Raw genomic sequence first — 22,855 nt, 5'->3', positions numbered from 1 at the left:
AACGCGGATGACCATCGCATGTCCGGGGTCAACCGTTGTTTACAACCGAATACAGCTCATCCAGAGGGGCAGAGGGATACGGCCCGATGAAGCCCCGGCAACCCTCCAGCCGATACTCGTAGGTCACTGTCGACCGCTCCGCGAGGCTCCCGGCTCGGGAAGGTGCCAAATCCGTCTCACGGCGAGATGCGTCGTGAGGAAGATGAGGAAGGGCCTCGCCTCACATGGCTGTGCAGACTGTTGCAAGCACCACCGACTCCACCGTAGACCTCGGCCCCGCCGCCGCCCTGAGCTGCCGCGAGTGCGGTCACCGCGTACCCCTCGGCCCGGTCTTCGCGTGCGAGGAGTGTTTCGGTCCGCTGGAGATCGCCTACGACTTCTCGGCCTACGACACCGAAGAGCTCCGCAAGCGGATCGAAGCGGGACCCGCGAACATCTGGCGCTACGCCCCGCTGCTGCCGGTCCCGGCCGACGTGGCGACCAAGCCGAACATCAACCCGGGCTGGACCCAGCTCGTCAAGGCCGACAACCTCGCGCGCGAGCTGGGCGTCGAGGCGGGCAAGCTCTTCATCAAGGACGACTCCGGCAACCCGACGCACTCCTTCAAGGACCGGGTCGTCGCCCAGGCCCTGGAGGCCGCCCGCGCCTTCGGCTTCACCACGCTGTCCTGCTCCTCCACCGGCAACCTCGCCGGCGCCGTGGGCGCCGCGGCGGCCCGCGCCGGCTTCCGCTCCTGCGTGTTCATCCCGCACGACCTGGAGCAGGGCAAGGTCGTCATGGCCGCGGTCTACGGCGGCGAGCTCGTCGGCATCCAGGGCAACTACGACGACGTGAACCGCTTCTGCTCCGAGCTGATCGGCGACCCGGCCGGCGAGGGCTGGGGCTTCGTCAACGTCAACCTGCGGCCGTACTACGCGGAGGGCTCCAAGACCCTGGCGTACGAGATCTGCGAGCAGCTCGGCTGGCAGCTGCCGGACCAGATCGTGGTGCCGATCGCCTCCGGCTCGCAGCTCACGAAGATCGACAAGGGCCTGCAGGAGCTGATCAAGCTCGGGCTGGTCGAGGACAAGCCGTACAAGATCTTCGGCGCGCAGGCCGAGGGCTGCTCCCCGGTGTCGACGGCGTACAAGGCCGGCCACGACGTCGTACGCCCCCAGAAGCCGGACACGATCGCCAAGTCGCTGGCGATCGGCAACCCGGCGGACGGGCCGTACGTGCTGGACATCGCGCGGCGTACGGGCGGTGCGGTGGAGGACGTCAACGACGAGCAGGTCGTCGAGGCGATCAAGATCCTCGCCCGGACCGAGGGCATCTTCGCGGAGACCGCCGGTGGTGTGACCGTGGGTGTGGCGAAGAAGCTGGTCGAGAACGGGGTGCTCGACCCGTCGAAGACGACCGTGGTGCTGAACACGGGGGATGGTCTGAAGACGCTGGATGCGGTGGCCGGGACCGGGCTTACTGCGACCATTCGTCCCAGCCTGGATTCGTTCCGGGAAGCCGGTCTCGTCTGACCGTCGTTCGCTGCGGGCCGGTGGGGGCTGGTCGCGCCCACGCGGCGGAGCCGCACGTCGACACAGCCCCGCGCCCCTGAGGGTGCGCCCCAGCCGTAGCTGCAAAACAAAACCGGAGGTCACATCCCGATGAGCGTCACCGTTCGCATCCCCACCATCCTGCGTACCTACACCGGCGGGCAGGCCGAGGTCGCCGCCGAGGGGGCGACCCTCGGCGAGGTCATCGCCGATCTGGAGAAGAACCACACCGGGATCGCCGCCCGGGTGCTGGACGACCAGGGCAAGCTGCGCCGGTTCGTCAACGTGTACGTCAACGACGACGACGTGCGGTTCGAGCAGGGGCTGGAGACGGCGACGCCGGACGGTGCAGGGGTGTCGATCATTCCCGCCGTCGCGGGTGGCTGAACCGGTCGACCGGCTTGATTATTACCTTCGGTAACGGCAGTCACTGAGAGTTCATCGAATTGCCCCCTCCGTGAGAGAAGCGGAGGGGGCAATTCTGTGTGATTGAGCGCGGTACAGTTGGGGAACGCAGCGCCGATCTCCTGATCGGGAGCCCTTAATTCCTGCCGCGCGCCCGACAAGATGTAGCCAAAGTGTGTGCGTCTTTCGCGGCTTTTGTTCCTTTTGTGTGGCCCGACTTGCCCTGAAGTCTGGCGAATTCTCCCCACATTCCGGATCCTGCGCGTCCAGAATTCTCGTCCGATTGACCTGTTGCAGACGGCAGTTGGACAGATACATTCAGCCGCGGTCGACGCGTTCCGGCGCACGCCCCCAACCGTGGGGGGTGAGGTCTGACCCGGGTCCGCGAAGTGTGGATCTGTGCAAGGGCCAGTAATAGGGGAGTTAGGCATGGCTCAGGGCACCGTCAAGTGGTTCAACGCGGAGAAGGGGTACGGCTTCATCGCGGTCGACGGTGGTGCGGATGTTTTCGTCCACTACAGCGCGATCCAGATGGACGGCTACCGCACCCTGGAGGAGGGCCAGCGGGTCGAGTTCGAGATCTCGCAGGGCCAGAAGGGACCGCAGGCCGACATGGTTCGCGTCTCTGCCTGAACGCGCACCACGACCAAGCGCAAGCGACCGGTCTTCTCTGAAGGGCCCGCACCCCCCGGGGTGTGGGCCCTTCGGCCTGCTCGGAGGCCGTGCGCGCCCTGTTCGCCGGGGGCTGAGCGCCCCGCCCGAACCGTGGGAGTCGCTTGCACTCGCCATGCCCGAGTGCTAATCATTGCGTTAGCACTCTGAAGGTGAGAGTGACAACGTAAGGACCGGGTCGGTGAGGCCCGCAGGCCGGGTGGGAAGGAACCACGAGGTCGGCGAGCCGTCCGTCGCGGGCGCGGGCGCGGTCCGAAGTAATCACCCCCAGTCCTGGAGGGACCACTTCACATGGCCAAGATCATCGCGTTCGACGAGGAGGCGCGGCGCGGCCTCGAGCGCGGCATGAACCAGCTCGCGGACGCCGTCAAGGTGACGCTCGGCCCCAAGGGCCGCAACGTCGTCCTCGAGAAGAAGTGGGGCGCCCCCACGATCACCAACGATGGTGTGTCCATCGCCAAGGAGATCGAACTCGAGGACCCGTACGAGAAGATCGGCGCCGAGCTGGTCAAGGAAGTCGCCAAGAAGACGGACGACGTCGCCGGTGACGGTACGACCACCGCGACCGTTCTCGCCCAGGCCCTGGTCAAGGAAGGCCTGCGCAACGTAGCCGCCGGTGCCAACCCGATGGCCCTCAAGCGTGGCATCGAGCGCGCCGTCGAGGCCGTCTCCGCCGCCCTGCTGGAGCAGGCGAAGGACGTCGAGACCAAGGAGCAGATCGCCTCCACGGCCTCCATCTCCGCCGCCGACACCCAGATCGGCGAGCTCATCGCCGAGGCCATGGACAAGGTCGGCAAGGAAGGCGTCATCACCGTCGAGGAGTCCCAGACCTTCGGTCTGGAGCTGGAGCTCACCGAGGGTATGCGCTTCGACAAGGGCTACATCTCGGCGTACTTCGCCACCGACATGGAGCGTATGGAGGCCGTCCTCGACGACCCGTACATCCTGATCGCCAACTCGAAGATCAGCAACGTCAAGGACCTGCTGCCGCTCCTCGAGAAGGTCATGCAGTCCGGCAAGCCGCTGCTGATCATCGCCGAGGACGTCGAGGGCGAGGCCCTGTCGACCCTGGTCGTCAACAAGATCCGCGGCACCTTCAAGTCCGTCGCCGTCAAGGCCCCGGGCTTCGGCGACCGCCGCAAGGCGATGCTGCAGGACATCGGCATCCTCACCGGCGGCGAGGTGATCTCCGAGGAGGTCGGCCTCAAGCTGGAGAACGCCACGATCGACCTCCTGGGCAAGGCCCGCAAGGTCGTCATCACCAAGGACGAGACCACCATCGTCGACGGTGCCGGCTCCGCCGAGCAGGTCCAGGGCCGGGTCAACCAGATCCGCGCCGAGATCGAGAACAGCGACTCGGACTACGACCGCGAGAAGCTGCAGGAGCGCCTGGCGAAGCTCGCCGGCGGTGTCGCGGTCATCAAGGCCGGTGCCGCCACCGAGGTGGAGCTCAAGGAGCGCAAGCACCGCATCGAGGACGCCGTGCGCAACGCCAAGGCGGCCGTCGAGGAGGGCATCGTCGCCGGTGGTGGCGTGGCCCTGCTGCAGGCCTCCCAGGTCTTCGAGAAGCTGGAGCTCGAGGGTGACGAGGCGACCGGCGCCAACGCCGTGAAGCTCGCCCTGGAGGCCCCGCTGAAGCAGATCGCCGTCAACGGTGGTCTCGAGGGCGGCGTCGTCGTGGAGAAGGTCCGCAACCTCCAGGTCGGCCACGGCCTGAACGCCGCGACCGGTGAGTACGTCGACATGATCGCCGAGGGCATCATCGACCCGGCGAAGGTGACCCGTTCCGCGCTGCAGAACGCCGCCTCCATCGCCGCGCTGTTCCTCACCACCGAGGCCGTCATCGCCGACAAGCCGGAGAAGAACGCCGCGCCCGCCGGCGGCGGCATGCCGGGCGGTGACATGGACTTCTGATCGACCTGGTCGATCAACGTCCTTGCCGAGGGCGGCACTTCCTGTTCCGACAGGGGGTGCCGCCCTCGGGCGTGTCCCGGATCACAGTGCGGACGGGATGGAGGGGGCGGGTCCGGATGGTTGGACCGTACGTCTTATGCGTATGCACATACTGTCCGGTATCCGAAAGTGAGCCCCCACGTGACCGTCGATGCCTCCGCCGTCTCCCGCGCCGCCGAAATCCTGTCCCGGCCCGTATCGCTGGGCGGTCTGACCGTCCCGAACCGGATCGCGATGGCGCCGATGACCCGTATGTTCTCCCCGGGCGGTGTCCCCGGCGACGACGTCGTCTCGTACTACTCCCGCCGTGCCGCCGCCGGAGTCGGTCTGATCGTCACCGAGGGCACCTACGTCGGCCACGAGTCGGCCGGGCAGAGCGACCGTGTGCCGCGGTTTCACGGCGAGGAGCAGCTCGCGGGCTGGGCGAAGGTCGCCGAGGCGGTGCACGCCGCGGGCGGCACCATCGTGCCGCAGCTGTGGCACATCGGCATGGTCCGCAGCCAGGGCGAGCCGCCGGCCGCGGACGCCCCGGCCGTCGGCCCCTCCGGCCTTCGCATCGGCGCCGACGAGCCCACCGGCAAGGCCATGACCCAGGCCGACGTCGACGCCGTCATCGGCGCGTTCGCCGAAGCCGCGGCCGCCGCCGAGCGCATCGGCTTCGACGGCGTGGAGCTCCACGGCGCCCACGGCTACCTGCTCGACCAGTTCCTGTGGGAGGGCACCAACCGCCGCACCGACGCCTACGGCGGCGACCCGGTCGCCCGTGCCAGGTTCTCGGCGGAGATCGTCGCGGCCGTCCGCGAGACCGTCTCGGCCGACTTCCCCGTCATCTTCCGCTACTCGCAGTGGAAGCAGGAAGCCTACGACGCCCGCCTCGCCGAGACGCCCGAGGAGCTGGAGGCCATCCTGACCCCGCTCGCCGCGGCCGGGGTGGACGCCTTCCACGCCTCCACCCGCCGCTACTGGCTGCCCGAGTTCGATGACTCCGACCTCAACCTGGCCGGCTGGACCAAGAAGCTCACCGGCAAGCCCGCCATCACCGTCGGCTCGGTCGGCCTGAGCGGCGTCGACTTCCTCAAGTCCTTCCAGGGCGAGGGCGCCGAGGTCGGCGACCTCGACAACCTCCTGGACCGCTTCGAGCGCGACGAGTTCGACATGGTCGCCGTCGGCCGCGCCCTGCTCCAGGACCCGCAGTGGGCGCAGAAGGTCCTGTCCGGCCGCTTCGACGAGCTGGCGCCGTACGACCCGGCGGCGCTGAAGACGCTCAGCTGATCCCACTGGGTCCGCACACGGGGTGCCCTGGATTCGCTTGCGTCAGTCAAGGACACTGGCGGAGCGCCTGTTCACCGGCACCCCGTGAGGAGATCCAGAGATGACGACGACCGAGTCCCACCCCCCGACCGGCGCCTCGGCCGGGCAGCCCGCACCGGTGGTGCGCACCACCGCCGGTGCGGTACGCGGCCGCACGGAGGAGGGCCTCGCCGTCTACCGCGGCATCCCCTTCGCCGCACCCCCTGTGGGCGAGGCCCGGTTCCTGGCACCGCGCCCCGCCCACGCCTGGGACGGCGTACGGGACGCGTACGCCTTCGGCCCGCCGCCCCCGCAGGACCTCGGCAACCTCGGCGGCCCGGGCCTGCTCGACGTGCCCGAGGGCGACGAGTGGCTCACGGTCAACGTCTGGACCCCCGAACCCGACCCGGGCGCCCGCCGCCCGGTGATGGTGTGGCTGTACGGCGGCGCCTACAAGCTCGGCCACGCCGGCAGCCCCGGATACGACGCCCGGCGCATCGCGGCCGACGGCGACGTGGTGGTCGTGTCGCTCAACTACCGCGTGGGCATGGAGGGTTTCGCGTTCATCGAGGGCGCTCCCGCCAACCGCGGTCTGCTCGACCAGGTGGCCGCGCTGGAGTGGGTGCGGGACAACATCGAGGCGTTCGGCGGCGACCCCGGGCAGGTCACGATCTTCGGCGAGTCGGCGGGCGCCGGCTCGGTCGCCTCGCTGCTGGTCATGCCGGGGGCGGCGGGCCTGTTCCGCCGGGCGATCGCGCAGAGCGTGCCGGGGACGTTCTTCTCGGACGCGCTGGCCCGTGACATCGGCGCCGCTCTCGCCGCCGAGGTGGGGCTGCGGCCCACGGTCGCCGACCTGGCTGCCATCGCCCCGCGCGAACTGACCGCCGCGGGTGAGTCGTTGAGCGGCAAGATGCCCCAGTACATCGACCGCTGGGGTCAGGCGGCGCCGACAGTCACACCCTTCTCGCCGGTCGTCGACGGCGAGGTCCTGCCGACCATGCCCTGGCAGGCGCTGGCGGCCGGCGCGGCGAAGGACGTCGACCTGCTCGTCGGCCACAACCGCGACGAGTACCGCCTATTCGTCGCCATGGCGGGCCGGCTGGGCCAGATATCCGAGGAGCGTGCGACCGCGGCCCTCCGCCTCTTCGCCCCCGGCCCCGACGGCGAGCAGGCCTACCGCACGGCCTTCCCCGACGCCGGTCCCAGCGAGCTCTACGAACGCGTCCAGACGGACTGGCTGTTCAACATGCCCTCCCTGCACCTGGCCGAGGCGCAGCGCGCGGGCGGCGGACGCGCGCACGTCTACGAACTGACCTGGCCGGCCCCGGGCAGCGGCGGCGCGCTGGGCGCCTGTCACGGCCTGGACATCCCCCTGCTCTTCGGCACGTTCGGGGCGGACCTCGGGCTGCTGCTGTTCGGGGGCACGGAGCCGTCCGCCGAGGCCGAGGCGCTGTCGTCCCGCTTCCGGTCGTCCTGGACGGCGTTCGCGAGGACGGGGGACCCGGGCTGGCCGGCGTACGAGGAGACGGAGCGGCTGGTGCAGGTGCTGGACGCGGAGCCGACGGTGCGGGGGTACCCGGAGGAGGCCTCGCGGCGCCTGTGGGAGGGCTACGACTTCTCGGCCCTGCCCCTCCTGTGAGCTAGAGGTTGCCCATGGGCTCGATGTCGACCCTGACCGGCGTCCCCCACACGCGCAGCACCTCGTAGTCGGTGAACTCGTGCACGAGCCGGTACGCCATGGCGGCCCGGGGAGCCTTGCGCTGGGCGGCGATGTACAGCTCGGCCTCGCGGCGGTCCCGGCGCGGGGTGCCGCACAGCTGCCAGGTCTGGCCGTTCCACAGCTCCGGCAGCCAGCGCTGCTGGGGCTGGGGGCGGTCACCGCTGACGCCGTAGCGTGACTGGACCGGCTCGGTGGGCCGGTGCTGCGGGGCGGGGCCGTTGAACTCCGCGCGGCGGGCGGCCCGGCGCCGGGTCTCGCAGAGCAGGCACAGGTCGGGTGCGGCCTCGTCGACCGGGCCGTTCGGATGCTCGGGGCAGCGTGTGCTGGGCGCGGCGTTCGAGACGCTCTCCTCCAGCAGGTCCAGGGCCCGCTTCAGATCCGCCTTGACCTCGTGCAGCTTGGCGTCCGGGGTGTCGGAGGTGAGGACTTCCCCGTGCTCGCCGAGGAGGCGGAGGGCACGGCCGAGTGCGGTCAGCTGGGCGTGGTTCATGTGCCCATTGTCCTCAGTCGGCGTAGTCCTTGAGTTCTTCCGTGTCCAGAGTGAAGCCGACGGGGGCAGGGAGCTCCACCGGCGTGCCCCACGGGTGGGCAGCGGCCTGCTGGTATCGGCCGTCCTTGGGCTCGCTGTAGACGACGACCGTGTTGTTGTCGCGGTCGATGAGCAGGTAGACGGGGATGTCGACTGCCGCGTATCCGACGGGCTTGTCGATGCGGTCCCGCTGGTTGGTGTCACGGTCGTGGGAGGTGATCTCGACGACCATGAGGACGCCGTTGGCAGCGGACCACTCACCGTGCCCTTTGAAGTGCCCCCGTCGTACGAGAGCCCCGTCGGCCCGGGCACGGCCCTTGCGGTAGGCCTCGGTCCGGACGCCTCGCTCGTGATGGAGGCGCAGGTCCGGCCGATGCTGCAGGCACTGCTCAAGCAGCCACATGTGGATCTCGCTGTGGTTGCCGTCCGGCATGGCCTTGACCTCTAGTTTTCCGTTGATGTACTCAAGCCGCACGGTCTCCGGGGCGCGGCGTTCCAGTTCTTCGAAGTCCTCGACGGTGAGTGGGTCCTTCGTACGGACCCGCCCGTCTACGTACTCGAGCCGGACGTGGTCCGGCGCCACATCGACCAGATCCTCGAAGTCCTCGATGGGCATCAGCGGGCGGTCAGCGGTACCAGGGGTCATGGTGGTGCCTCCTCCCTTCCATCGTGCCCTGGGGGAGTGACGTCGGACCGTAGGAGCCGTCATGCGCGTGCCTTCTCTCGGCGTCGTTGGGACATTGCGGCGCGGATCTGGGCCGCGCGGTCGTGAACCGTGGGGGCGGGCAGGGGTGCAGGGGGTTGCGCGGGGGCGCGTTCGCCCCGGCAGGCGCTGCAACGGCCCCCTGGCAGGGACTCCGGACGCCCCGGAGCACCGCAGTTCGCGCACTCCAGCACCCGCAAGGGCGGACGCGGGGCGGGTGGGGGCGGGAGTTTGCTGGTCAGGCGGTTGCGGACGAGGGCGGCGGGGTGGTGGACGGGCGTCGGCAGGCCGGCCGTGAGCGCACGCAGTACGTCCTCCTCCGAGGCGCCCCGCTCGAACCACTCCGTCACCAGCGGGGCGAGCGTCGCGCAGTCGGCCTGGGAGAGGGACAGGACGGGCGCCGTGCGGCCGAGGGCGGCCAGGAGGATGTGGGCGCGGGAGCGGGTGGGGCGCGCTGCCTGCTTCGGTACGTCGCCGCGGGTGAAGGCCGCCCACCAGTCATCGTCCCGGGCCGTGCGAGACCACCACGATCGGGTGATCCAGCGGGAGCTGCCGTCGTTCGCCGTCACGCACTCCCGGCCTCGGCGCAGATGGCCCGCCTGCTGGATGCGGTTGAGGGCCGTGCCGAGGGCGCACTGTCCGTACGGGAGATGCTTGGCCAGCGTCTTTACGGAGATGTCTGCGCCGTCGGGGAGCCGGTCCAGGTAGGCGGCGATGGCTGCTTCGCGGGGTGGGAGGTGGGCGAAGTCGTGATTGGTGCGGGTGAGTTGGTCAGGGGCGGAGCGCTTGCCGTAGCCCGGGTTCGCCATCGGATGCGCGGATGGGTGCGCGGACGGGGAGGTAGCACTAAAGTTGGCTTCAGCCATGGGATCGGTCGCTTCGATCTCGTTGGTAAGCCCCCGCAGGTGTTGGTAGCACCTGGCGGGGGCTGTTGCTTGTGCACGAACGTTAGAGGCGTGTCACTGTCCGTGGCAAGCCGAACGCGTCAAGTCAACACGCGGGGTGGGAGGGCGGGTTGAGGCCCTTCATCCGTTCCTTGGAAAGAGGGCTCGAAGCCCGGATCCCGAAGCTCAGGCGGTGCAACGTACGGACGGCCGAGCATCTGACGGACGTACTGCGCTCGCTGCCGGCGGGGGAGACGCTGCGGGCGCGGGTGAGGCAGGTCAGCCGTGAGCCGAAGTCACGGTGAAGCGCGGTAGCGGCGCTGGTGGGGGCGTCGCGCCGCTGTATATCGTGGCGGGCGCGAAGGAACGTGCCGGTGACAGGAGTTCGGGGGACATGAGCGCGTCCGGGACGGCTGTGGAGGTCGGCGGCGGCAGCGGGACGGGCAGTTCAGGGCCGGCCCCGACCCGTGTGCGCAAGGCCGTCGGTTCCGCGCTGTGGGCCGTGCTCGTGCCGGCCCTGCTGCTGGTCGGTTCCGCGGTCGGACAGTGGGTGACCTGGCTCGGGGTCGTCGTCTGCATGGCGACCATCGCGGTCGCCGCCAGTGTCATCGGCGGTTTCTGGCACCGGGCCGGGGCGGCGACGCTCGTCTCCTTCGGCGGATTCGCGCTGATGCTGTTCGCCGGGCCCGCCGTGTACGAGGGGTACATGGCCACCGTGGGAGAGCCCGTCGACGCCGTGGTGACCCAGGTGGCCGACCGGGACCAACGGCGCGGGCCGGACATGTTCTGCACGGTCCGGGAGCTCGGCGGGGACCGAAGGACGTACGAGGTGTCCCAGCAGGAGAACTGCTTCGGCCAGGCAGAGCCCGGCGACCGCGTCGAGATCCGCAAGGACCCGCTCGGGCTGCTCGATCCCAGGCTGCCCGACAGTCCCGAGCAGCGGAACACCACGCAGATCACCCTCGCCGTCACCGCCGGACTGATCCTGCTCCTGGCGGGCGGCACCTTCTACGGCGGTCAGCGCCGCCGGAGCCGATGAGTCAGCCGGCCGCCGCCAGGGCCGCCCGCAGATGCCCGTCGGACTCCTCCAGCAGGCGGGCCGCCGTCGGGCCGTCCACGTCGGCCAGGATGGTCAGGATCGCGTTCTTCACCTCGCCGTCGGTCGCGGCCAGGGCCCGCTCGATCTCCTCGTCGCCGGCGCCGGTGGCGAGGGCGACGATGCGGTGGGAGCGGGCGCGCAGTTTGTCGTTGGAGGCGCGGACGTCGACCATCAGGTTCCCGTAGGTCTTGCCCAGGCGGATCATCGTGATCGTCGAGAGCATGTTCAGGACGAGCTTCTGTGCCGTGCCGGCCTTCAGGCGGGTGGAGCCGGTGAGGAGTTCTGGGCCGACGACGATCTCGATGCCGTGGTCGGCGGCGGCCGCCAGCGGGCTGCCGGGGTTGCAGGCCAGGCCGATGGTGAGGGAGCCGCGGGCGCGGGCGTACTCGACGGCGCCGATGGCGTACGGGGTGCGGCCGGAGGCCGAGATGCCGACCACCGTGTCGTCCGGGGTCAGGCCGAGGGGCTCCAGGTCGGCACGGGCCAGTTCCCGGGAGTCCTCCGCGCCCTCCACCGAGGTGACCACGGCCTGCGGGCCGCCCGCGATCAGCCCGACGACCCGGGAGGGGTCGGTGTTGAAGGTGGGTGGGCACTCGGAGGCGTCCAGGACCCCGAGTCGGCCCGCCGTGCCCGCACCCGCGTAGACCAGGCGGCCGCCCCGGGCCATCCGCTCGGCCAGGGCGTCGATCGCGGCGGCGATCTCAGGCAGCCGGGCCGCGACCGCCCCGGCGACCGTCGCGTCCTCGCCGTTCATCAGCCGCGCGATGTCGAGGGTGGGCAGCCGGTCGATGCCGGCCAGCTCCGGCCGGAACGCCTCGGTGGTCAGGGAGTCCAGCTCGGCTCTGAGACCACGGGGGTGGGAGGTGGAGGTCATGGACGGCTCTTTCCGTGTCTTTCCGGTGCTGGGCGGGGCGGCTGCCTCAGGAACGATGCCGGTGGGCCAACGCCTCGTACGACGCCGAGAGCGCCGGCGCCGCCGTCTCGTACGTCCGCTGCGCCACCCCCACGAACAGGCAGTCCACCACAAGAAGCTGTCCGGTCCGGGACGACATCGCCGCGGGCCGCAGCTCGCTCTCCCGGGCCGTGGACGTGGTGAGGACGTGGTCGGCGTACTGGGAGACCGGTCCGTCGGGGCGGCCGGTGATCGCCACCGTCGTCGCCCCGCGCTCGAAGGCGACCCGCAGCGGCTCGATGACGTCCCCCGTCGACCCGGAGTGCGTGATGGCGATCGCGACGTCGCCCGCGCGCAGTTGCACGGCGTTGGTGACGGCCAGGTGAGGGTCGCTGTGCGCGTGCGCGACCAGCCCTATGCGCAGCAGCTTCTGCGTGAGGTCCTGGGCGACCAGGCCGGACGCCCCGACGCCGTACACGTCCGTGCGGCGGGCACCGGTCAGCGCGGTGACGGCCGCGCCCAGTTGGACGGTGTCGAGTCCGGCGGCGGTGTCGGCGAGGGTCTGCTGCTCGTCGTAGGCGAGCTTCGCGACCACGTCGGCGATCGGGTCGTCGACCGCGATGTCCGTCGTTATGGCCGGGGCCCGGCCGGACTGCTGCTGCGCGGCGAGGCCGGCCAGGGCCAGGCGCAGGTCCCGGTAACCCGGATAGCCCAGCAGCCGGGCGGTGCGTACGACGGTCGCCTCGCTGGTGCCCGTGAGCTCGGCGAGACCGGTGACCGTGAGGGCCGCGCAGCCGGCCGGATCGCCCGCGACGGCCTCGGCGACGCGCTGCATGGAACGCGTCATCGACGGGCCCAGCGTGCGGACCTTGGCCGCGAGGGCGGCGGGCGCCGGCGGGGTGCCGAAACTTTCCTTCACTCTTGAGGTCACCTCTGAAAGATATTTTCGGCTCGGCGTCACGGTCAAGAGTGCGCACAATGGGGGCATGGACCCCATCAGCCCCCTGGAGCAGGCACTGCACGCCGCGCGCGCCCTGGTGCTCGCCGACCTCGTCGCGGGACGCGTCGCCGAGGCGGACGTCGTCTCCCTGGTCGAGGAGTCCGTCGTGCAGCGGCGCTGGTGGGTCGAGCAGTGGCCGGAGGGTGCGCAGTACGTCGCCGGCCTGGTCGCGCAGGACGTGCAGGACGCCCTGCTGGAGCGCTACGGCCGCTGGCCGCTGTGCCCGGTGTGCGGCGCCGGCGAGCCGCACGCGCTGCAGGTGGAGCCGGAGTTGGGGGCCGACCCGCACTGGGTGTGCGGCGAGGCGGGCGTGAAGGTCGCGGCGCTGGGATCACTGGGCGAGGCGCTCGGCGGGGCGACGCCCTCGTGACCGTCTACATCGACCCGCCGACCTGGCCCGGCCACGGCCGCATGTGGTCCCACCTGATCAGCGACGTCTCGTACGAGGAACTGCACGCTTTCGCCGAACGCCTCGGCGTGCCCCGGCGGGCCTTCGAGCGCGACCACTACGACATCCCCGTCCAGCGGTACGCGGACGTCGTGGCGGCCGGGGCCGTGGAGGTCAGCAGCCGCGAGGTGGTGCGGCTGCTGCACGGGGCGGGGTTGCGCCGGCCGAAGCGGCGTACTCAGCCGCGCGGTTCGCGCAGTTCGTAGGTGACCTGATCGGTGTCCTCCGCGACGGCCTTGAATCCGGCCCGGGCGAGGACGTTGTGCGAGGGCGCGTTGTCCCGTTCGACGTTCGCGACGACCGTGTGCACCTCGTCCCGGGACAGCGCCCACGCGGACAGCGCGCGCAGCGCCTCGGTGGCGTAACCATGACCACGGGCCGCCTCGACCAGGTCGTAGCCGACCTCCACCCGCCCCGACTCGTCCGGCACGCTGTGGAAGCCCATGGCGCCGAGGGCGCGGCCGTCCTCCCGCCGGACCAGGACGTACATGCCCCACTCGGGCCGGTGGACGCCGTCCTCGTACTGCTTGAACACCAGCCCGGAGCCGACCCGGGTGCCCTCGGCCGGTTCGCCTCCGAGCCACTCGAAGCCGCCGTCGCCGACCGTGGCGAGATCGCTCGCCGCCGCCGGGGTGACGCCCTGGAGGGTGAGGCGGTCGGTGGGGATCACCAGGTTGTTGCTCCACCGCCACTCGGTGACCGGCACACGGCCGGGCAGATCGCCCCGGCCGGTGGCCCACAGCAGGGTCTGCCACGGGGTGGGGCCGGGCTGGACGTGCGGGAAGATCCGGGTGAGGACGAAGTCGCACAGCTCGGGGGCCGGTTCGTACGCCACGCCCAGGACCTCGGCCACGTCGTGGGTGTGCAGCAGCACCTCGGCCACGCCCATCGCGGCGAACCCCTCACGGTTCGCGCTGCGGAACGGATACGGATGGAAGGCCCGGACCTCGCGCGGGGTGGTGCGGATCGTGGCGGCCAACAGGGCGCCCGTCGTGCGGATCACCCGCAGAGCACCCGCGTTGTCCGTGCCCTCATCCAGCGAGATCTCGAACGGCGTCCACGCCTCCTGCTCGCGCCCCGCCAGCTGCCCCGCGTACGCGATGAGATTCTCGGCGATGTGCACCGCCGTCTCCCGGCAGCTCCACTCCAGCCGCCCGGCGCGCACCTCCTCCCAGTCCCGGTCGGTGACCGCCCCCAGCAGGCCCACGCACTCGTCGACGGCCTGCTCCACCTGCTCCGCGCCCGTTGTCCACATGCCGGGCAGGCTACGAGGTGCCGCCGGGCGGAAGCGACAGCATTTCCAGCTCGGCGGTGAGGTTGTAGCGGGCCGTGGCCTCCCACTCCGAGGCTCCGTACGGCGTCCTGAACAGCCTCGGCAGGTCGAGGAGTTGGCGCAGGATCGCCGCGCGGCCCGTGCGGAAGGCCTCGTTCGGGACGAAGTGGTACTCCTCGCGGACGGCCGCGGTGTAGGCGGCGTACGCCGACGGGGGCGAGGCGAGGACCGCCAGGTCGGCGTCGCACAGGACCTGGCCGTCGGGGTCGTCGTCGGCGGGGTCGTGCCCGACGGTGAGGCGGACCAGGCGGGCCACCTCGGCGGTCCTGGCGGCGGACACGCCGGCCTCGGGCAGGGCGCGTTCGGCGAGACGGGCGGAGCGTTCTTCGTTCTCGGAGCGCTCGGGCAGGTAGACGGCGTCGTGGAACCAGGCGGCCAGCCGGACCACGTCCGGGTCGTGCGCGTACTTCTCCAGCACGTCGACGTGGTCCAGGACCGCCGTGAGGTGCGCCACCGTGTGGTAGCGGCGCTGCGGCTCCTGCCAGCGCCCGAGCAGGTCGTCGGCGTACGGGACCGGGTCCGGGCCGGCGGCCGGGCCCCGGGCCGCTTCCAGCGTGCGGACGAAGCGGGCGCGAAGGGCGTCGATATCGGCCATGGGGGCATTCTCCCGCTGAGCGGGTCGTGGCACCTAGCGTGGGGTCCATGACGACTCCTGCTGATGTGCACGACGTACGGGACCCCGAGCAACCCGGGCGGCTGCTCGCGATCGAGCGTGACGCGCTGATCCCGCTGTTGCGGGCCAGGGCCGAGGAGGACTTCGCGCTGCCCGTGGGGGCGTGCCCGGGCTGGTCGGTGCGGTCGGTGCTGGCGCACTGCTCGGCCGCGCTCACCCGGGTGGTGGAGAACCGGTTCGAGGAGGGCGTGTTCTCGCCCGAGTCGAACGACCGGGACATCGCCGAGCGGGACGGCTGGAGCAACGCCCGGGTGGTCGACGAGCTCGAACGCGGGATGACCGAGGCCGGGCCGGTGATCGCCGGGGCGGGCGGGAAGCTGGACGGCCTCGCGCTGGGGGAGTGGGTGCACGCCGGGGACGTGCGCGACGCCCTCGGCGAGCCCGGGGCGTACGGCGGGGCCGGGCTGCCGGACGCGCTGGCGCTGCTCGCCCGGATCACCCGCGAGCGGGGGCACGTGCCGCTGCACGCCGACCTGGACGACCTGGACGAACCGCTGCGGCTGGGCGAGAGCGGCGGGGAGCGGCCCCCGGGGCGCTTCATCGGGGACGGGCCGACGCTGGTGCGGCTCTACACGGGACGGCCGGTCGACGGGGCGCCCGCGTTCGAGCTGGTCGGGGTGGAGGCGAAGGACCTGAACATCTTCGGCTGAGCCGGGGCCCGGGGCCCGGGGCCCGGGGCGTGGAACGTGGCGGAAGCGGGCAGCGTAGTCTTGATTGGACTAGACCTGTATGGCTAGACCTGTCTGGTCCAGATCCGCTGTCGTACGCCGACGCCATGCCGACGAAGGGGCCCCATGAGCAAGCGTGCAGTCCTGGAGGTGATCGCCCTCGGAGTCGAGGACGCGATTGCCGCCCAGGCCGGAGGCGCGGACCGGCTGGAGCTGGTCACCGACATGGCGGCCGACGGGCTCACCCCGTCGGCCGCCACCGTCGCCGGGATCCGGCGGGCCGTCGACCTCTCGCTGCGGGTGATGCTGCGGCTCGCCGACGGCTTCGCCGCCGGGGACGTCGACCGGCTGGCCGGCGTGGCCGCCGACTTGCGGGAGGCCGGGGCCGAGGAGTTCGTGCTGGGGTTCCTCGACGCGGGGGGTGGGGTGGATCTGGCGGCTGTGGAGCGGGTTGTGGGGGCGTTGGACGGCTGCCCCTGGACCTTCCACCGGGCCATCGACCGGGCCGCCGACCGGGACGCCCTGCGCAAGCAGCTGGACGGGGTGCCGGGGTTGGACACGTACCTGACGGCCGGTGCCGCGGGTGGGGTCGACGACGGGTTGCCGGTGCTGCTCGCGGAGGCGGGGCGTGCCGGGGAGCCGGGGTATGAGCAGCAGTTGCTGGTGGGGGGTGGGTTGCGGCTGGAGCATGTGCCGGTGTTGCGGGGTGCGGGGGTGGACGCGTTCCACATCGGTGGGGCGGTGCGGCCGGGGGGCTGGGGGGAGCCGGTGTCGGTGGGGGCGGTGGCCGAGTGGCGGGCTGCGGTGGACGCTTCTTGACAGGCGCAGGGTGTTGTGGCTGGGGCCGGGTGGGTGCGCAACCCGGCGCAGCGGGGTGCCGCTGCGCCCACCCGTGCCGCCCCAGCGGCACGAATGCCCGCAGCTACGTCGGCACGACTGCCCGCAGCTACGTCGGCACGGTTGCCCGCAGCTACGTCGGCACGACTGCCCGCAGCTACGTCGGCACGGTTGCCCGCAGCTAGGCCAGTTGCGGTGGCAGCGGGGCCGAGTGGGTGACCGTCAGGCCCGACACCGCTCGCGTCAGCGCCACGTACAGGCGGCGCAGGCCCGTCCGTTCGTCCGGCTCGCCGTCGACCACGGCGCCGGGCTCGTCCAGGACCACGTAGTCGTACTCCAGGCCCTTCGCCAGCGACGCCGGGACCAGGGTCAGGCGGGTGTCCTGGGTGGTCTCCTCGCCGGGGCCGAGATACGGGATTCCGGCGTCTGTCAGGGCCTTGGCCAGCTCGGGTACGCGGGCGTCCGCCGCGATCAGGCCCGTCGAGCCCTCGTGGCGCAGCGACGCGCGGCAGGCGTCGACCACGTCGGCGGTGCCGGTGACCTGGCGGACCTCGAAGTGGCCCGGGTTGTCGCGGATCGAGACCACCGGGGTGAGCCCCGGGGCGATGTGCGGGAGGAGCCGGGAGGCGTAGGTGATGACGTCCGTCGGCACGCGGAAACCGGCCGTCAGCTCCTCCACCGTCGCGTCCGTCTTGCCCAGGTGGGCCAGCGCCTCCTGCCAGCTCCGGGTCGCCCACGGCGTCGTGCCCTGCGCCAGGTCGCCGAGGACGGTCGCACTGCCGGTCGTGCAGCGGCGGCCGACCGCCCGGTACTGCATGGGGGAGAGGTCCTGCGCCTCGTCGAGGACGACATGGCCGAGGGAGTGCGTGCGCTGGATCAGGTCGGTGGCCTCGTCGATGAGGACGGCGTCGGCGGCCGACCACTTGGCGGACTTGACGCTGCGCGCCGGTTTCGCCCAGAGGATCGCCTTCCGCTCCTCCTCGTCGAGGATCCCCTCCGCGTGCTCGGCGAGGAAGTCCGCGTCCGACAGCAGGCGCAGCACCAGCTTCGCCGGGTCGACGGCCGGCCAGACCGCCTTGACGGCCGCCTTGACCGCGCTGTTGCGGGCCACCGCGTCCTGCACCCGGTCGTCCGGCGCCTCCCCCGACCGCTCCATCTGCACCAGCACGGCGTGCGCGATGCGCTGCGGCAGGGCCTCGCGGGCGGCGCCGTAGCGGATGTCGCGGTCGAGCAACTCCCGGACGATCTCCTCCAGTTCGTACGCCGCCACGCGCCAGCGGCGGGAGCCGCGCACGACCACGACCGGCTCGGTGGGCATCGTGACGTGCGCGTAGAGGGCCCTGCGCAGCACCCGCGCCATGCGGGCGTCGCCCTTGACGACCGCGGCCGTCGCGTCGTCCGTCCCTCTGATCTCCACGTGCGCCACCAGGTCCTCGACGGTGGCCTGCTGCACCGTCAACTCGCCGAGTGCGGGCAGCACTTGCTCGATGTAGTGCAGGAAGGACCGGTTCGGTCCGATGACGAGCGTGCCGGTGCGGGCGAGGCGCTCGCGGTGCGCGTAGAGGAGGTAGGCGACCCGGTGCAGGCCGACGGCGGTCTTCCCGGTGCCCGGGCCGCCCTGCACGCACACCGTGCCGGAGAGCCCCGACCGGACGATCTCGTCCTGCTCGGGCTGGATCGTCGCGACGATGTCCCGCATCGGGCCGACGCGGGGCCGCTCGATCTCCTGCTGGAGCAGCTTGCTGGTGCGCGCCGCCTCGGCCGGGTCCGACAGGTGCTCGTCCTCGTACGCCGTGAGGTCACCGCCCGTGTAACCGAAGCGGCGGCGCAGCGCGATGTCCATCGGGTCCTTCTTCGAGGCCCGGTAGAACGGCTGGGAGACCGGGGCGCGCCAGTCGATGACCATCGGGTCGCCGTCCTGGTCGTGCACATGGCGCCGCCCGATATAGAAGCGCTCCCCCTCTGCCCCCTCGGCCTGTTCGCTCCCCGGCGCGTGCAGATAGTCGAGCCGGCCGAAGAACAGCGGGGTGTCGCTGAGGTCGGCCAGGGCCTTGATGCGCTCCTCGATCTGGTGGGCCAGCACCTCCGCGTTGACCCAGTTCGCGGTGACGTCGCTGATGTCGAGGGCCTCGACGTCAGCGCGCATGGCACGCAGGGCGGAGCGGGACGCGGCGAGGTGGGAGCGCTCACGGGAGAGCGGGTCGTCGACGGGCGTGGACAAGGGGGTGCCTCCGGAGGACCTGCTGAGAGATGGCGGTGAGATGCCGGCCGGTTTCCGTCCGGTCGGCGGCGCTCCGGGAGGGAGGCGGGCAAGAGCGGAGATCTTAGAGCAGCGGGGGAGCCGACCGCCAACGGTTTTCCCGTCCCCTAGGGGATGAGGGCCTCCTCCCTCAGGGGCACGGGTCGGTCCGCAGGCGTACGAGAGGAGCACGCGGGTTCGGCCCTCAGGCCGACGCGGACTTTACGTACGGAAACGCACCATGGAGACATGAGCGCAGCAACCTTCTCCCCCGCCCCGGCACCGGGCCGCCCGCCCGGCGCCACCGCCGTGGCAGGCAGCCACCACCGTCATCTCCTCGGCGATGCCCTGCGCGCCGTCAAGGTGTTCGCGGGCGCCGCCTTCGACGTGGTCATCCTCGGCCAGTACGGCGAGGAAGTAGGCCTGGTCCGCCGCAAGTGAGCGGCCTCGCCGCACACGAGTAGCGCCGGTGAGCGACCCCGCCGCACACGACCGACCGGCCCGCCTCAGTTCTCCGCGAGCAGCTCGTCCGCGTCCATGATCCGGTACGCGTATCCCTGCTCCGCCAGGAAGCGCTGGCGGTGCGCGGCGAAGTCCTGGTCGAGGGTGTCCCGGGCGACCACGGAGTAGAAGTGGGCCTGGTGGCCGTCGGACTTCGGGCGGAGCACCCGGCCCAGCCGCTGGGCCTCCTCCTGGCGCGACCCGAACGTGCCGGACACCTGGATCGCGACCGTCGCCTCCGGCAGGTCGATCGAGAAGTTCGCGACCTTGGACACGACCAGCACACTGATCTCGCCCTGCCGGAACGCTTCGAACAGCTTCTCCCGCTGCGCGTTCGACGTCTCGCCCTTGATCACGGGCGCCCCGAGGTGCTCACCCAGCTCGTCGAGCTGGTCGATGTACTGGCCGATGACGAGGATCTGCTGCCCGGCGAAGCGGCGGACGATCGCCTCCGTGACCTTCCGCTTGGTGTCGGTCGTCGCACAGAAGCGGTACTTCTCCTCCGCCTCGGCCGTGGCGTACGCGAGCCGCTCCGCGTCCGTCAGATTGACCCGGACCTCCACGCAGTCGGCGGGCGCGATGTAGCCCTGCGCCTCGATCTCCTTCCACGGCGCGTCGAACCGCTTGGGCCCGATCAGGGAGAACACGTCCGACTCGCGCCCGTCCTCACGCACCAGCGTGGCCGTGAGGCCCAGCCGCCGCCGCGCCTGGAGATCCGCCGTGAACTTGAACACCGGCGCCGGCAGCAGGTGCACCTCGTCGTAGACGATCAGGCCCCAGTCCCGGGAGTCGAACAGCTCCAGGTGCGGATAGACGCCCTTCCGCCTGGTCGTCAGCACCTGGTAGGTGGCGATCGTGACGGGCCGGATCTCCTTCTTCGTCCCGCTGTACTCGCCGATCTCGTCCTCGGTGAGCGACGTCCGCCGCACCAGCTCGTGCTTCCACTGCCGGGCGGAGACCGTGTTCGTGACGAGGATCAGGGTCGTGGACTTCGCCTGCGCCATCGACCCGGCGCCGACCAGCGTCTTGCCCGCACCGCAGGGCAGGACGACCACGCCCGACCCGCCGTGCCAGAAGTTCTCCACGGCCTGCTTCTGGTACGGCCTGAGCGCCCAGCCGTCCTCGGCCAGCTCGATCGGGTGCGCCTCGCCGTCCACGTACCCGGCGAGGTCCTCGGCCGGCCAGCCCAGCTTCAGCAGCGTCTGCTTGATCTGCCCCCGCTCGGAGGGGTGCACGGCGACCGTGTCCGGGTCGATGCGGTTGCCGACCAGCGGCGCGATCCGCTTCGACTTCAGGACCTCCTCCAGCACCGGACGGTCGGTGGTCGTCAGGACCAGCCCGTGCGCCGGGTGCTTGGACAGCGTGAGCCGCCCGTAGCGATCCATCGTCTCGGCGATGTCGACCAGCAGCGCGTGCGGCACCGGGTAGCGGCTGTACTGCACCAGCGCGTCCACGACCTGCTCGGCGTCATGGCCCGCCGCCCGGGCGTTCCACAGACCCAGCGGGGTCACGCGGTAGGTGTGGATGTGTTCCGGCGCCCGCTCCAGCTCCGCGAACGGGGCGATGGCCCGACGGCATTCACCGGCCTGCTCGTGGTCGACTTCCAGGAGCAGGGTCTTGTCGGACTGGACGATCAGCGGACCATTCACGCGTGGCACCCTTTCCCACGGCCGGACGGCTCGGACGGCTCGAACGACTCGGCCAAACGTCCAGTGTGCCTGATCGTCGCCGTCCCGAGGGTGTGATCTGCGCGGGACCGGACCGGCTCCGGTCCTACAGAATGCCTTTTCATCCCAACGTGTGGTGTGAATTCAGTTTTTCCACGGCGCCCCCGAAGAATGGCGAACCGTGCGGAACCCAACGACCACCACGCTCGGATACGCCCTGTTCGCCACCCGCTGGCTCCAGGCCCCGCTGTACTTCGGGCTGGTGGCCGCCCAGGGCGTCTACGTCTACAAGTTCTTCAAGGAGCTGTGGACCTTAATCCTGATGTGCGTGAGCGGTCACGCCACCGAGACGTACGTGATGCTCGCGGTGCTCAAGCTGGTCGACGTCGTCATGATCGCCAACCTGCTGATCATGGTGATCGTCGGCGGCTACGAGACCTTCGTCTCGCGCATCGGCCTCCAGGGCCACCGTGACCAGCCCGAATGGCTCTCGCACGTCAACTCCAACGTACTGAAGGTCAAGCTCGCCACGGCGATCGTGGGCATCTCCTCCGTCCATCTGCTGCAGATGTTCGTGGACGTCCACCACACCTCCCGCCACGCCCTGCTGTGGGGGACGGTGATCCACATGGCGTTCATCTTCTCGGCGGCGATCCTCGCCTACATGTCGGGCCCGATGGCGGCCCAGTCGGACCGCGGGCACGGGGACCGTGGACACGGAGACGGCGGGCACGGGGACCGTGGGCACGGGGACGGCGGGCACGTGGACCGCGGGCACGGGGACCGTTCCTCGGCCGGCCGGGCCCCCGCCGGGCATTCCGAGGCACCACAGCCCTCGGCATCGCAGCCCGAGGCCCCGGCCGCCACCCCCGCCCTGCCCCGGCAGCCCGGCCCCGACGCGGACGCCGAGGCCCGGATCCGTGCGGCCGGGTTCCCCGTCCGCAAGCTGCTGGAGGACTTCGACCCGGAGCACCCCCGGGGCTTCGACCGGGAGGCACTGGCCCGGCTCGGCAAGGCCGAGTTCGTCGCCGCCCGGCGCAACGTGGTGCTCGTCGGCCCGCCCGGCACCGGCAAGACCCACCTCGCCATCGGCCTCGGCGTGCGCGCCTGCCAGGCCGGGCACCGGGTGCTGTTCGCGACCGCCGCCGAGTGGGCCTCCCGGCTCTCCGACGCCCGGGCCGCCGGCCGGCTCGACGCGGAGTTGGCCGCCCTCGACGATCACCCCCTGCTGATCGTCGACGAGGTCGGCTACACACCCTTCGACGCGGCGACCGCCGGACTGTTCTTCCGCCTGGTCGCCCACCGCTACGAGCGTGCCTCGCTGATCGTGACCGGCGACCGCCCGCTCGGCCGCTGGGACGAGGTCTTCGGCGGCGCCTCCACCGCGGCGATGGTGGACCGCCTCGCCCATCACGCCGACATCGTCCGGCTGGACGGCGACAGCTACCGGACGCGCCGCGCTACTTCAGCGTGGGCAGACTGACGTTCTGGATCAGCGGTCCCTCGATGCCGATCGCCTCGGAGACCAGGGGCTCGGCGCCCGCGGCAGGCAGGGGCAGCGGCAGCGCGGGGGCAGCGGTGGCACAGGGCGCGAGCACGCCCACGAGGGCGATGGCGCACAGGGCGGTGGCGGGGAGCTTCTCACGCATGGGCGACAGGGCCTTTCACGATCCGGGAGACGGGGGACACCCCACCGCGGGGCGGGCCCGGGGCCCCCGCGCCCGCCCCCCGCCGGGGGCGGGGCAGCTGAGCGGGGGGTAGGGGGCGGGGCCGGCGGCCACCAATGGCACCCCCGCGGCCCGGGGGGGCCGCC

23 protein-coding genes and 1 riboswitch are annotated in these 22,855 nt (G+C 71.4%); of the genes, 13 read left to right on the top strand and 10 right to left on the bottom strand.

Annotated features, from left to right (window positions below; genetic code table 11):
- Nucleotides 1-53 precede the first annotated feature (53 nt).
- Nucleotides 54-209, top strand: a riboswitch (SAM riboswitch).
- 15 nt (nucleotides 210-224) lie between these two features.
- From thrC to ACZ3I3_RS40540, 6 genes are all read left to right on the top strand, one after another.
- Entirely contained in the window at nucleotides 225-1,511 is a 1,287-nt protein-coding gene (thrC, locus tag ACZ3I3_RS40565; protein ID WP_467372858.1) for a threonine synthase, read from the top strand.
- A 129-nt stretch (nucleotides 1,512-1,640) separates the two neighbouring features.
- Nucleotides 1,641-1,916 carry a ubiquitin-like small modifier protein 1 gene (locus ACZ3I3_RS40560; protein ID WP_010035955.1) on the top strand — a complete coding sequence of 92 codons (276 nt, stop codon included), beginning with the start codon at nucleotides 1,641-1,643 and terminating at the stop codon, nucleotides 1,914-1,916.
- A gap of 447 nt (nucleotides 1,917-2,363) precedes the next feature.
- Entirely contained in the window at nucleotides 2,364-2,567 is a 204-nt protein-coding gene (locus ACZ3I3_RS40555; protein ID WP_010035953.1) for a cold-shock protein, read from the top strand.
- A 330-nt stretch (nucleotides 2,568-2,897) separates the two neighbouring features.
- Nucleotides 2,898-4,520, top strand: coding sequence for a chaperonin GroEL (groL, locus tag ACZ3I3_RS40550; RefSeq protein WP_359193202.1), 1,623 nt, complete (start codon nucleotides 2,898-2,900; stop codon nucleotides 4,518-4,520).
- 180 nt (nucleotides 4,521-4,700) lie between these two features.
- The gene (locus ACZ3I3_RS40545) at nucleotides 4,701-5,831 is read left to right on the top strand and encodes an NADH:flavin oxidoreductase (RefSeq protein WP_467372857.1); all 1,131 of its coding nucleotides are present in this window, start codon (nucleotides 4,701-4,703) and stop codon (nucleotides 5,829-5,831) included.
- Nucleotides 5,832-5,931: 100 nt separating this feature from the next.
- Nucleotides 5,932-7,488, top strand: coding sequence for a carboxylesterase/lipase family protein (locus ACZ3I3_RS40540; protein ID WP_467372856.1), 1,557 nt, complete (start codon nucleotides 5,932-5,934; stop codon nucleotides 7,486-7,488).
- Nucleotide 7,489: 1 nt separating this feature from the next.
- Here ACZ3I3_RS40540 and ACZ3I3_RS40535 read toward each other — a convergent pair whose 3' ends face one another.
- Genes ACZ3I3_RS40535 through ACZ3I3_RS40525 form a run of 3 tightly spaced genes read right to left on the bottom strand, consistent with a single transcriptional unit; the run spans nucleotide 7,490 to nucleotide 9,610 of the window.
- Nucleotides 7,490-8,059 carry a hypothetical protein gene (locus tag ACZ3I3_RS40535; RefSeq protein ID WP_306965910.1) on the bottom strand — a complete coding sequence of 190 codons (570 nt, stop codon included), beginning with the start codon at nucleotides 8,057-8,059 and terminating at the stop codon, nucleotides 7,490-7,492.
- 13 nt (nucleotides 8,060-8,072) lie between these two features.
- The gene (locus ACZ3I3_RS40530) at nucleotides 8,073-8,744 is read right to left on the bottom strand and encodes a Uma2 family endonuclease (protein ID WP_467372855.1); all 672 of its coding nucleotides are present in this window, start codon (nucleotides 8,742-8,744) and stop codon (nucleotides 8,073-8,075) included.
- Nucleotides 8,745-8,803: 59 nt separating this feature from the next.
- Nucleotides 8,804-9,610: a hypothetical protein gene (locus ACZ3I3_RS40525; RefSeq protein ID WP_467372854.1), complete on the bottom strand. Its 807-nt coding sequence runs from the start codon at nucleotides 9,608-9,610 to the stop codon at nucleotides 8,804-8,806.
- Nucleotides 9,611-10,079: 469 nt separating this feature from the next.
- Here ACZ3I3_RS40525 and ACZ3I3_RS40520 point away from each other — a divergent pair, with 469 nt between their 5' ends.
- Nucleotides 10,080-10,724 carry a hypothetical protein gene (locus tag ACZ3I3_RS40520; RefSeq protein ID WP_467372853.1) on the top strand — a complete coding sequence of 215 codons (645 nt, stop codon included), beginning with the start codon at nucleotides 10,080-10,082 and terminating at the stop codon, nucleotides 10,722-10,724.
- A gap of 1 nt (nucleotide 10,725) precedes the next feature.
- Here ACZ3I3_RS40520 and murQ read toward each other — a convergent pair whose 3' ends face one another.
- Complete coding sequence (gene murQ, locus ACZ3I3_RS40515) at nucleotides 10,726-11,658, bottom strand: N-acetylmuramic acid 6-phosphate etherase (RefSeq protein ID WP_467372852.1); 933 nt, start codon at nucleotides 11,656-11,658, stop codon at nucleotides 10,726-10,728.
- 46 nt (nucleotides 11,659-11,704) lie between these two features.
- On the bottom strand, nucleotides 11,705-12,607 hold the full coding sequence (locus ACZ3I3_RS40510; protein WP_086848209.1) for a MurR/RpiR family transcriptional regulator: 903 nt from the start codon (nucleotides 12,605-12,607) through the stop codon (nucleotides 11,705-11,707).
- A gap of 55 nt (nucleotides 12,608-12,662) precedes the next feature.
- Here ACZ3I3_RS40510 and ACZ3I3_RS40505 point away from each other — a divergent pair, with 55 nt between their 5' ends.
- Both ACZ3I3_RS40505 and ACZ3I3_RS40500 read left to right on the top strand, forming a co-directional pair.
- A complete protein-coding gene (locus ACZ3I3_RS40505; protein WP_467372851.1) occupies nucleotides 12,663-13,046 on the top strand; it encodes a hypothetical protein in 384 nt (127 codons plus the stop codon).
- Nucleotides 13,043-13,330, top strand: coding sequence for a DUF4031 domain-containing protein (locus ACZ3I3_RS40500; protein WP_467372850.1), 288 nt, complete (start codon nucleotides 13,043-13,045; stop codon nucleotides 13,328-13,330). The genes ACZ3I3_RS40505 and ACZ3I3_RS40500 overlap by 4 nt, the downstream gene beginning before the upstream one ends.
- Here ACZ3I3_RS40500 and ACZ3I3_RS40495 read toward each other — a convergent pair.
- The gene (locus ACZ3I3_RS40495; RefSeq protein ID WP_467372877.1) at nucleotides 13,303-14,355 is read right to left on the bottom strand and encodes a GNAT family N-acetyltransferase; all 1,053 of its coding nucleotides are present in this window, start codon (nucleotides 14,353-14,355) and stop codon (nucleotides 13,303-13,305) included. The genes ACZ3I3_RS40500 and ACZ3I3_RS40495 overlap by 28 nt on opposite strands.
- A 34-nt stretch (nucleotides 14,356-14,389) precedes the next feature.
- A complete protein-coding gene (locus ACZ3I3_RS40490) occupies nucleotides 14,390-15,052 on the bottom strand; it encodes an HD domain-containing protein (protein WP_467372849.1) in 663 nt (220 codons plus the stop codon).
- Nucleotides 15,053-15,099: 47 nt separating this feature from the next.
- Between ACZ3I3_RS40490 and ACZ3I3_RS40485 the strand changes: the two genes are divergently transcribed.
- Nucleotides 15,100-15,780 carry a maleylpyruvate isomerase family mycothiol-dependent enzyme gene (locus ACZ3I3_RS40485; RefSeq protein WP_467372848.1) on the top strand — a complete coding sequence of 227 codons (681 nt, stop codon included), beginning with the start codon at nucleotides 15,100-15,102 and terminating at the stop codon, nucleotides 15,778-15,780.
- A gap of 144 nt (nucleotides 15,781-15,924) precedes the next feature.
- Complete coding sequence (locus ACZ3I3_RS40480; protein ID WP_467372847.1) at nucleotides 15,925-16,617, top strand: copper homeostasis protein CutC; 693 nt, start codon at nucleotides 15,925-15,927, stop codon at nucleotides 16,615-16,617.
- A gap of 199 nt (nucleotides 16,618-16,816) precedes the next feature.
- On the opposite strand, the gene ACZ3I3_RS40475 is transcribed toward ACZ3I3_RS40480, so the two are convergent.
- Complete coding sequence (locus ACZ3I3_RS40475; protein WP_467372846.1) at nucleotides 16,817-18,856, bottom strand: HelD family protein; 2,040 nt, start codon at nucleotides 18,854-18,856, stop codon at nucleotides 16,817-16,819.
- A gap of 267 nt (nucleotides 18,857-19,123) precedes the next feature.
- Between ACZ3I3_RS40475 and ACZ3I3_RS40470 the strand changes: the two genes are divergently transcribed.
- Nucleotides 19,124-19,315 carry a hypothetical protein gene (locus ACZ3I3_RS40470; RefSeq protein ID WP_467372845.1) on the top strand — a complete coding sequence of 64 codons (192 nt, stop codon included), beginning with the start codon at nucleotides 19,124-19,126 and terminating at the stop codon, nucleotides 19,313-19,315.
- A gap of 65 nt (nucleotides 19,316-19,380) precedes the next feature.
- On the opposite strand, the gene ACZ3I3_RS40465 is transcribed toward ACZ3I3_RS40470, so the two are convergent.
- On the bottom strand, nucleotides 19,381-21,024 hold the full coding sequence (locus tag ACZ3I3_RS40465; protein WP_467372844.1) for a DNA repair helicase XPB: 1,644 nt from the start codon (nucleotides 21,022-21,024) through the stop codon (nucleotides 19,381-19,383).
- 199 nt (nucleotides 21,025-21,223) lie between these two features.
- On the opposite strand from ACZ3I3_RS40465, the gene istB reads away from it, so the two are divergent.
- Nucleotides 21,224-22,525, top strand: a complete 1,302-nt coding sequence (gene istB, locus ACZ3I3_RS40460) for an IS21-like element helper ATPase IstB (RefSeq protein WP_467372843.1) — start codon at nucleotides 21,224-21,226, stop codon at nucleotides 22,523-22,525.
- Here istB and ACZ3I3_RS40455 read toward each other — a convergent pair.
- Complete coding sequence (locus ACZ3I3_RS40455) at nucleotides 22,503-22,691, bottom strand: hypothetical protein (protein WP_467372842.1); 189 nt, start codon at nucleotides 22,689-22,691, stop codon at nucleotides 22,503-22,505. The genes istB and ACZ3I3_RS40455 overlap by 23 nt on opposite strands.
- Nucleotides 22,692-22,855 lie beyond the last annotated feature (164 nt).

This window comes from Streptomyces sp. NPDC016851, assembly GCF_055562795.1.
The sequence above is the reverse complement of the archived record's forward strand: the minus strand, read 5'-3'. Positions and strand labels throughout refer to the sequence as shown.

Coding starts and splice junctions, on each gene's coding strand:
- thrC (WP_467372858.1), top strand. CDS start 225: ATGGCTGTGCAGACTGTTGCAAGCACCACCGACTCCACCGTAGACCTC.
- ACZ3I3_RS40560 (WP_010035955.1), top strand. CDS start 1,641: ATGAGCGTCACCGTTCGCATCCCCACCATCCTGCGTACCTACACCGGC.
- ACZ3I3_RS40555 (WP_010035953.1), top strand. CDS start 2,364: ATGGCTCAGGGCACCGTCAAGTGGTTCAACGCGGAGAAGGGGTACGGC.
- groL (WP_359193202.1), top strand. CDS start 2,898: ATGGCCAAGATCATCGCGTTCGACGAGGAGGCGCGGCGCGGCCTCGAG.
- ACZ3I3_RS40540 (WP_467372856.1), top strand. CDS start 5,932: ATGACGACGACCGAGTCCCACCCCCCGACCGGCGCCTCGGCCGGGCAG.
- ACZ3I3_RS40535 (WP_306965910.1), bottom strand. CDS start 8,059: ATGAACCACGCCCAGCTGACCGCACTCGGCCGTGCCCTCCGCCTCCTC.
- ACZ3I3_RS40530 (WP_467372855.1), bottom strand. CDS start 8,744: ATGACCCCTGGTACCGCTGACCGCCCGCTGATGCCCATCGAGGACTTC.
- ACZ3I3_RS40525 (WP_467372854.1), bottom strand. CDS start 9,610: ATGGCGAACCCGGGCTACGGCAAGCGCTCCGCCCCTGACCAACTCACC.
- ACZ3I3_RS40520 (WP_467372853.1), top strand. CDS start 10,080: ATGAGCGCGTCCGGGACGGCTGTGGAGGTCGGCGGCGGCAGCGGGACG.
- murQ (WP_467372852.1), bottom strand. CDS start 11,658: ATGACCTCCACCTCCCACCCCCGTGGTCTCAGAGCCGAGCTGGACTCC.
- ACZ3I3_RS40505 (WP_467372851.1), top strand. CDS start 12,663: ATGGACCCCATCAGCCCCCTGGAGCAGGCACTGCACGCCGCGCGCGCC.
- ACZ3I3_RS40490 (WP_467372849.1), bottom strand. CDS start 15,052: ATGGCCGATATCGACGCCCTTCGCGCCCGCTTCGTCCGCACGCTGGAA.
- ACZ3I3_RS40485 (WP_467372848.1), top strand. CDS start 15,100: ATGACGACTCCTGCTGATGTGCACGACGTACGGGACCCCGAGCAACCC.
- ACZ3I3_RS40480 (WP_467372847.1), top strand. CDS start 15,925: ATGAGCAAGCGTGCAGTCCTGGAGGTGATCGCCCTCGGAGTCGAGGAC.
- ACZ3I3_RS40470 (WP_467372845.1), top strand. CDS start 19,124: ATGAGCGCAGCAACCTTCTCCCCCGCCCCGGCACCGGGCCGCCCGCCC.
- ACZ3I3_RS40455 (WP_467372842.1), bottom strand. CDS start 22,691: ATGCGTGAGAAGCTCCCCGCCACCGCCCTGTGCGCCATCGCCCTCGTG.